An 8,479-nucleotide genomic window follows, 5' to 3' on the forward strand; every position below is an offset into this window, starting at 1 on the left:
CAAACGACAAATTAATAACCAGTAACAAACGCCTCACAACAAAAATTGCCACTAAAAAACGTACAGTCAAGCAACTATCAAAAAAACTTGTCAATCGCGCTATGTGGCGAACTGGACGAAATATAGCAGGGGTGGTGCCTGAAGCTATACCTGGTGTGGGTATTTTTTTTATTGTTAGCCTTACTGCCCTTGATATCAAAGATGCTTGTGCCACTATGCGCGACATGAAAGAGCTAAATGCGCAATTTGACCTCGATGAAAGTGAAGTCAATGAACGTGATGTCTGTGGTGTGAATGTGCCATCAGTCAGCGAGGTCAAGGCAAAAGTAAAATCCTTAACTGAAGACGATTATGATAAGCTTAATGACGATTATAATAAGCTTAATGACGATTGGAATTTCAAACTTCCCTCATGGGAAGATGTCGAAAAATTATTTAAAGGGAACGATAAATAACCAACGTCACACAAATAATTTGTAACTGGTGCGGCCTGTAGCAGACATAAGTCAATACTATAAAAAGTGAAATGGTGGGAGTGACAGGGATTGAACCTGTGACCCCTTCGATGTCAACGAAGTGCTCTCCCGCTGAGCTACACCCCCATTTTCACATATCGGGCGCGCTGGTCTTGGCCGACGCCCTATGCGCCCTATATCTGCCCCAAGCGCGGGCATATGGCAAGAACTTTTGGCCAGATTGGGTGCTTTTTCATGCGTGATGAGGGCGTTTTACCCTCTGGTGCCATTTGCCCCGATCAGACGAGGAATTAGGCGGGGGATTAGGCAAGCTAATAGGCCAGATCATTCACGTAAACTACCTCATATTAGCAATTTCACAGAATTTGAATTGACGTGCGACAGCGAGATGGTATTTTTTATCCGATGGACGCGCTTTCTACATCTTCCGACATAACCGCTTTGCCCGAACCACAGGGGAAAACGCCTGCCTCTGTGACGCCAAACACGATACCAGACATCGTTAATGAGGGCATGACCAATGGCAATGGCGCAACCAGCGTTAGTGGCAGTGGCAGTGTTAGTGGCAATGAAGTGGCGTTTGATTTTGCGCAGTCACCCGCGGCCGCTTCATGTCACACCGATGATGCCGATTTTACCGCGGTTAGCCGTCGTAATGCCGGATCATCCCCAATTAAAAAGGGCACCACCCTGCCCGCCTATGACGCCCCTGCCAATGACGCTCAAGCCTATATAAGAGCGCTGGTCGTGTCCTGTCCGCATGCTGGGCGGCTATATCCGGCGGACTTTGTTGCGACAAGCGCGCTTGATCTGGCGGCGTTGCGCGACCTTGAAGATTACGCTGTTGACTGGCTGATTGAAGGCATGTTGGCGCATAATATTACCGCCATAACCAATCATGTCGGGCGCGCCTTTCTGGATGTGAACAGACCCGCTGATGCACTGGATAAAATCATGTTCGCCAATGGCATTGATGCGGCGGAACCATCGCGTCAGGTCAAGGCTGGCTATGGGTTGTTACCACGGCTGAATGCGGCGCGCATGCCGATCCATAACGCCCCTTTATCGGTTGACGAAGCGCAGCGGCGGCTGGCTATGGTGCATGCGCCCTATCACCAGATGCTTTCGGCAACGCTGGATACGGCATTGGCACAGCATGGGCATTATCTTCTGCTTGATATTCATTCGATGCCGCAAACCGACCGGCTTGGCCAACCACTTGCCGATTTTGTGCTTGGCGATTGCTTTGGCACGACCATAGACGCCGCACTTGGCCACAAGATCAGCAGCTTTATTACCGATCATGGGTTCAGCGTGGCCTGGAACAAGCCTTATGCGGGCGGGCATATCACCCGTGCCTATGGACGGATCAATTCGCCGCGACAGTCAGTCCAGATCGAGATCAATCGCGCGCTTTATATGACAACCGCGCCGATACCATCCAGCCCGGCGCATAAGCAGATGACGCTAAAGGCCGATGGCGCAGAACGCGTAGCCCGGATGCTGGGCGGATTGGGCGCGATGCTGGCAGATATGCTGGATCACAACAGCTAGGCATATATCCAAACTAATAGGCATATAGCCTGATAGATGGGCAACCTGATAGATGAGCCGGTGCATAGATGAGCCGGTGCTAGGCGAATGGGTTTTCCCGCTTGCGCATGACCATACGGATCGGTATCCCGCGCAGACCAAAATCATTACGCAAACCGGTCGATAGATACCGCAGATAGGAATCTGGCAAATCTGCCGGACGGCTGACAAATAGCGCAAATGTCGGTGGCCGTGTCTTGATCTGGGTGATATAGCGGATACGCAGGCGACGGCCTTCGACCAATGGCGGTGGATGCGCTTCAAGCATGATTTCCAGCCAGCGATTAAGTCGCCCTGTTGAAACACGCGTATTCCATATTGCATACATGTCATCGGCGGCTTTCAGCAGATTGCCAAGCCCCCGTTTATGCAACCCCGACATTTGCACGACAGGCACGCCCTTTAGCTGGGACATAGAGGTTTTCAGACGATCCGAAATCTGCATTGCTGATGCCTGCTTGTTCCGCACGGCATCCCATTTATTAGCGCCTATGACAATGGCGCGGCCTTCATTGGCGATAACACGGGCGATCGACAGATCCTGTTTGTGCAGTTCTTCGGTCGCATCAATTAACAAAACGCATAGATGCGCATATTGAATCGCCCGCAAAGCATCATCGACCATCAGCTTTTCAACCTTATCGACAACGCGGGCGCGGCGGCGCATACCAGCTGTATCAACTAGCTTATAGGGGCGTCCCTGCCATTCAAACGGCAATTCAATCGCATCACGGGTGATACCGGCTTCGGGCCCGACCAGCAACCGGTCTTCGTCAAGCAGGCTGTTGATCAATGTTGATTTGCCCATATTTGGCCGCCCGACAATGGCAATCCGCATCGGCTGTTTGCCCGCTTCATCCTGCCACACATCGATAGGATTACCATCGGCATCAAGCGGGGCATCGACCTCATTTTCGGGGATGTCCTGATCATCATCTTCATGCGTGGTCAGAATATCATCGCCTGTCAGCACACCTGCCAGCCCCTGCTTGTCAGCCGCTTCCAGCATCGCGTCATGCAGATCAACCAGACCTTCACCATGCGCCGCCGAAATAGCCACCGGCTCACCAAGCCCAAGGGTCCAGCTTTCGGCCACGCCGCTAGCGCCGATCTTACCCTCGCATTTATTACAGACCAGAACGACCTGCGCGCCCGATTTGCGAATTTCGCCAGCAAAGAATTTATCAACCGGCGTGATCCCCAAACGGGCATCGACAACCATCAGCGTGACATCAGCCTCGGCAATAGCCCGTTCGGTCTGATAGCGCATGCGGTCTTCAAGACTGCCATCACTGGCTTCTTCAAGCCCAGCCGTATCAATGATACGAAAACGCAAACCCGCCAGTGTGCCATCGCCTTCGCGGCGGTCACGCGTAACCCCGGGCTGATCATCGACGATCGCATGTTGCCGCCCAATCAGACGGTTGAATAATGTTGATTTGCCAACGTTCGGGCGACCAACAATCGCAAAAGTAACCATAATGAAATGCCCGTATATTAGTCGAAGGCTGAGAGCTGACCATTATTAGACAGCACAAAAAGTCGTCCACCAGCGATCTGCGGCGGTGTAACGATATCGCTACCGACGTTAAGACTACTGATTTCAACACCGGTTTCGGCATTAAGCATATGAAGCGTACCAGATTTTGAAATCACCAGCACCTGTTCATTCGCAACAAGCGGTCCGATATATCGGGTCAGATTTTCAGACGCCATTGCACCAGCAGGCAAAGCACCAGGCAGTTCGGCGATCCAACGCACCATGCCATCTTCACGGCGGAGCGCATAAACGCGGCCTTGAAGCGAGACCACAAAAACCGTATCGCCTGCGACCCATGGCATTTCAACACCCGAAATCGGCTGATCCCAGAGCATGAAACCTGAACGTGTATTTAACGCCGCCATACGACCTGACTGACTGATCGCAAAAACAAGTCCACCATCAATCACCGGATTCGCCCGAATATCACCAATCCCCTGTAAAGGCGTCCGCGGGTTGAAAGCAGCCAATGACTCGGTCCAGATAATTTCGCCATCGGCAGCATTAATTAATAATAATTCGCCGCCTGCACCCGCAATCGCAAGTTCGCCATCATCATAGGCCGGCGACGGCGCCCCATAAATGATTGTGCTTGATGGCAAGCCAGCACGATCCCATAGCAATGAACCATCTTCCATGCCCAGCACCATCAGATTGCCGTCAATATCGGTAATAATCAAAGCCTGGTCATCAATCGCGGTGGGCCCACCACGGATCGGCAAAGGCAGATCGATTGACCATTGGCTAGTGCCATCTTCAACTGATAAGGCGGCCAGCTTATGCCCCCCAGCATGGACAAACAGCTGATCGCCACTGACCATGACACCGCCACCAATCCCTGGCAACGGATCATCAGCAAAACTTTCGATCGATACCGACCATATGGATGCCCCTGTTTGCACGTCAATCGCTGTGACCTGGCCTAGCGGCGTGACCGCAAAAACCCGGCCGCCATCAATCACTGGCTGCGCCAGATCAACAAGATTATTGCCAGCACCGCCAATCGATACAGTCCATATTTTTTTCAGCGGCAGATCAAGACTCAAATGCCCACCAGCATGCGCGGCTGAACCCCCCGCATGTGTCGCCGACGCCAATCCGGATGGCGCTGGTAAACCAGCCCCTTCATCAAACGCCGCGGCATCAATGCTGATCGAAGCAACACCTTCAAACACTGCAATACGGTCACCTGGCAATATAGCTTCAGGCGGTGAACAGGCCGACAAAGCCAATAGCACTATGCCAGCCATAACCGATACAGATGTCTTTACCGATACAGCACCACTGTTTGCGTTACGAAACATGGTTTGGGGCATAGTAAGGCGCATCTTCATTCCAGGCTCCTAGAGGCTTTCAGATATGATCAATTATCAGGCGTTGAGAATATCAAGCATCCGCTGGGCGCGTTGACGTAACGACTGCGGAATTTCGGTTAATGTGACAATTTGTTCCAGCTTGGTCTTGGCCGCATCGACCTTGCCAGTTTGTAGATCAAGACTTGCACTTTGCTCAAGCGCCAGCCCCTGCCAAGTGCCAGCCGCACTGATGAGCGGTGCAAGGCGATCCTGCAGACTCTGAACGCTGCTATCAGCAGGCGCGTTCATGACGGATAATAGCTGGGCAAATTGCTGGTAAAGTGGGTCGATAGCTTTGTCTTCGGCAAGGGCGCTATAGCTGGCTTGAGCGGCCGCATGATCACCAGCTCTGGCCTCGGCAGCGGCAATCTGAAAGCGCGCTAACATCTGGTAGCCATCGGTCAATTCATCGACATTGTTATTCAGCGATGAAATCACGTCATCGGCCTTTAAAGACATGTGATATAAATCAGCTGCCTTTTCAATCTGCTTGGCAGAATAGACACCATAACCCTGATGCCCACCAACGGCCACAACAACAAACAGACAAGCACCAATCACATATTTGCCATATCGTGCCCATAGCAATTCGGCGCGATCTTTCTTTAGCTCTTCATCAATTTCGTCAAAAATATCAGCCATGAACCTAAACTTCGTCCTTGATAATATGGTTATCATCTGACCATCTATGAGCCATGATTCTGAGGTGATAACCAGCTTAGATATAACCATTTTTCCGGAACAGTTACGACACCATCGCCCGACATAATGGCCATATCAATGTTAAAAAATGCCAATGCTTTATTGACCTTGGCAAAAACCTGCCTCAACATAACCGTAATATTTCGAAACAGCCACCACAAAAAATAGGTATAGAGGTACGTGTCTCAAGTTTCCAATCCAAAAAAATCCAACCGCCCGCTATATTTCACCCGTAGCGAGCTCGGACTCATACTTGCGGCCTATAGCGCGCGTGTTGCCGCTGGTGAATGGCGTGACTATGCGCTGGATCATCTGACGGGGTCTGCCGCCTTTTCGATCTTCCGCCATACCCACGAAACACCCGTCTTTGTGATTGAAAAACAACAACGTCATCACAAGGAACGTCCACAATTTATCCTGCGCGACAACAAGCGCGTTTTATGTAAGGCATCAATGGTGCAGGACGTGATCAATCACTTTGATAAATTACCTCGGCTGATATCAGGCTAGCCAGCGCCGCAGCGCCCACCCTGCTATCGATTTTATAAAATATTCTAGCCTAGCTATTTCCGCTTGTTCAGCGTCATGAAATAAGCTAAACATAAATAGAACAAAACATGAACATAGATATGATAACATCATTTCCATATCAGCACATAAACTAGGATAGGAGTTTCAAGATGGGCAAATTCAAACGCCACCTCATTGCCAAAAGCGAACCTGTGAGTCCCATGACACTGGCTGATCTGGATATAGAAAAACAATATGTCCTATGCTGGTGCAACCGATGTGATCATAGCGCGGATATTGACCCATCGCCGCTGATCAATCATCTAGGCCCGCTTTTTCCAGTGCCCGAATTGGGTGGGCGTATGCGATGCACATCCTGTCAGTCGCATGATGTCACCACCTGCCCGTCATGGTCTCATGAAACCGAACAGATAGCGTTGCATGGCTAATTGCCCTTTTAAAGCACAACATATTTGCCAGTTGTGTCTTGCCAGTTGTGGCGTGATAGGTTAGGCATTTAACCGTCTGGATCCGATTAGCTTTATAGGGTCTGGCGCCAAGCAGATTGATGAGAAGGCAGACGCCATGAATGCAAGTGATACAGCAAAAGTTCAACGCTATTTACGCCAGCGCTTTGGCAATAATAAATTGTCAATCGCCCGCCGTGAAAACAAAGAAGACTCGGCCGATCTGATGCTGGAAGACGAATTTATCGGCGTTGTGTTTCAGGATAATGAAGATGGTGAGACATGCTATCATGTTCAAATCAGCATTTTAGAAGAAGATCTGGACGACAACGTCTAACCTATAAAATAACCGCTTTGACAGGTGGCAATGGGTTATATCCAGTTGCCGGCGCGCGCCATGGCCAGCGCCAGCGCAAACATGATCACGGCAATCACTGCATCAAGCACTCGCCATGCGCCTGGCCGTTGCATATGGCTGGCAAAATAACTGGCACCATAGGCCAATCCAAAGAAGAAAACAAAGCTGGCACTGGCAGCACCCGCGCCAAACAACAATTTGTCGATACCGTCAAATCGCAAGGATACGGTGCCAACCAATATCACCGTATCAAGATAGACATGCGGGTTGGCAAAGGTCAGCATCGCGGCCACGCTTAATGTTGACATAACACCAAGGCTTTTAACCGTACCCGCTTCAAGCCCGCCGCCGCCTCGTATCACATCGCGCAAACGCAACAATCCATAAAGCGCCAGCCAGATCGCTGCGCCACCAAACATCCAGTCAGTATAAGCGGTCATAAAATCCGCAATAAGCAATGACAGGCCGCCTATGCCCGCGATGATCAACACAGCATCCGAAAGCGCGCAGAACAAGGCCACGGCAAACACATGCCTACCCATCAGACCCTGACGTAGAACAAAGGCATTTTGCGCCCCAATCGCCAATATCAGCGAAAAGCCAAGCGCAAATCCGGTAATGAATGATGCAGGCATTGTTAAACCCTTGCTATACCCCGTCATACTGCACGGCTTTAATATGCTGGCAAGTAAAAGTCGTGGCTAGAACCAATAATAGCGAGCAATACCATAGGCATAGAGACACGAAAAAATGATATTAATCCATTTCAATTGTGGTTCAGTATGAAGCCATGCGCAATAAATCCAGATCAGGCAGAAGGGAAAGGAAATCAGCATTGTATAGGGGTACCAGTCAAATATGACCGCAAGGGCGCTCAACATGCCCAGCATCAATGCAAATTGCTTTAAATGTTTTTCTGCTTTTTCTGAAATCATATATCCCCCATCACCTTTCGAGTCGAAAATGGTTCTATTACTCTATTTAATTTTAATAGATGACAGCCTTATGGCGGATTGGGCACCGTCATACCCCGCTGACATTAACAAATATAATCCGACCGGGAAAAAAGGTAAATAGCCCAGCTTTTATGCAGAGGCCAATCGCTCTTTTCGTGTGCGTGCAGCGTTAATAATCAACACATATACGACGCCCATGAAACCACCTAGAATCGATGCTAGGGTAATATATAAGTATGGTTTATTCTTTGACTTCACATCAGCTAAATCCAAATCGTATACAATCCAACCTTTGTAGTTATCAGATGCAATGACAGCCATGCTTGAGCGCAGATGCTCTGCTGATACGTCGCTCTGAATAGTGGCCAACTCAGCTTTTGCCTCCACATAGCCACTTGTCATTGTAGATCCAGATTCATTACTAGGCTGGGCATTCATGCTATTATATTCTCTAACCTGCTCCATTGCATAAATTATGGCGCTAAGTTGTTTAGTACGTCTTTGTTTTCTTGTTTCAATAGA

At 49.8% G+C, this 8,479-nt stretch carries 11 protein-coding genes and 1 tRNA gene; 5 read left to right on the plus strand and 7 right to left on the minus strand.

Annotated features, from left to right (window positions below):
- Nucleotides 1–455, plus strand: a 455-nt coding sequence (locus ACTF7Q_RS09495) for a hypothetical protein (protein WP_438997599.1), incomplete at its 5' end; no start/stop codon positions are given.
- A gap of 72 nt (nucleotides 456–527) precedes the next feature.
- Here ACTF7Q_RS09495 and ACTF7Q_RS09500 read toward each other — a convergent pair.
- Nucleotides 528–602 (minus strand) — tRNA-Val (locus tag ACTF7Q_RS09500).
- A gap of 279 nt (nucleotides 603–881) precedes the next feature.
- On the opposite strand from ACTF7Q_RS09500, the gene ACTF7Q_RS09505 reads away from it, so the two are divergent.
- Nucleotides 882–2,030, plus strand: a complete 1,149-nt coding sequence (locus tag ACTF7Q_RS09505; RefSeq protein WP_438997600.1) for an N-formylglutamate amidohydrolase — start codon at nucleotides 882–884, stop codon at nucleotides 2,028–2,030.
- A gap of 79 nt (nucleotides 2,031–2,109) precedes the next feature.
- On the opposite strand, the gene der is transcribed toward ACTF7Q_RS09505, so the two are convergent.
- Genes der through ACTF7Q_RS09520 form a run of 3 tightly spaced genes read right to left on the minus strand, consistent with a single transcriptional unit; the run spans nucleotide 2,110 to nucleotide 5,606 of the window.
- Entirely contained in the window at nucleotides 2,110–3,549 is a 1,440-nt protein-coding gene (der, locus tag ACTF7Q_RS09510; RefSeq protein WP_438997601.1) for a ribosome biogenesis GTPase Der, read from the minus strand.
- Between the two features lie 17 nt (nucleotides 3,550–3,566).
- Entirely contained in the window at nucleotides 3,567–4,943 is a 1,377-nt protein-coding gene (locus tag ACTF7Q_RS09515) for an outer membrane protein assembly factor BamB family protein (RefSeq protein ID WP_438997602.1), read from the minus strand.
- A gap of 36 nt (nucleotides 4,944–4,979) precedes the next feature.
- Entirely contained in the window at nucleotides 4,980–5,606 is a 627-nt protein-coding gene (locus tag ACTF7Q_RS09520; RefSeq protein ID WP_438997603.1) for a tetratricopeptide repeat protein, read from the minus strand.
- A gap of 240 nt (nucleotides 5,607–5,846) precedes the next feature.
- On the opposite strand from ACTF7Q_RS09520, the gene ACTF7Q_RS09525 reads away from it, so the two are divergent.
- From ACTF7Q_RS09525 to ACTF7Q_RS09535, 3 genes are all read left to right on the plus strand, one after another.
- Nucleotides 5,847–6,176 carry a DUF2794 domain-containing protein gene (locus ACTF7Q_RS09525; RefSeq protein ID WP_438997604.1) on the plus strand — a complete coding sequence of 110 codons (330 nt, stop codon included), beginning with the start codon at nucleotides 5,847–5,849 and terminating at the stop codon, nucleotides 6,174–6,176.
- 170 nt (nucleotides 6,177–6,346) lie between these two features.
- Nucleotides 6,347–6,625: a hypothetical protein gene (locus ACTF7Q_RS09530; protein WP_438997605.1), complete on the plus strand. Its 279-nt coding sequence runs from the start codon at nucleotides 6,347–6,349 to the stop codon at nucleotides 6,623–6,625.
- Between the two features lie 136 nt (nucleotides 6,626–6,761).
- Nucleotides 6,762–6,980, plus strand: a complete 219-nt coding sequence (locus tag ACTF7Q_RS09535; protein WP_438997606.1) for a DUF3126 family protein — start codon at nucleotides 6,762–6,764, stop codon at nucleotides 6,978–6,980.
- Between the two features lie 35 nt (nucleotides 6,981–7,015).
- On the opposite strand, the gene ACTF7Q_RS09540 is transcribed toward ACTF7Q_RS09535, so the two are convergent.
- The 3 genes from ACTF7Q_RS09540 to ACTF7Q_RS09550 form a co-directional block, all read right to left on the minus strand.
- Nucleotides 7,016–7,636 (minus strand): LysE/ArgO family amino acid transporter, encoded by a 621-nt coding sequence (locus tag ACTF7Q_RS09540; RefSeq protein ID WP_438997607.1) that lies wholly within the window; start codon nucleotides 7,634–7,636, stop codon nucleotides 7,016–7,018.
- Nucleotides 7,637–7,702: 66 nt separating this feature from the next.
- A complete protein-coding gene (locus ACTF7Q_RS09545; RefSeq protein ID WP_438997608.1) occupies nucleotides 7,703–7,936 on the minus strand; it encodes a peptidase in 234 nt (77 codons plus the stop codon).
- Between the two features lie 150 nt (nucleotides 7,937–8,086).
- The coding region (locus tag ACTF7Q_RS09550) for a hypothetical protein (protein WP_438997609.1) at nucleotides 8,087–8,479 on the minus strand (393 nt) is incomplete at its 5' end.

This window comes from Puniceispirillum sp. (SeqCode) (assembly GCF_965657105.1).
Taxonomy (GTDB): domain Bacteria; phylum Pseudomonadota; class Alphaproteobacteria; order Puniceispirillales; family Puniceispirillaceae; genus Puniceispirillum.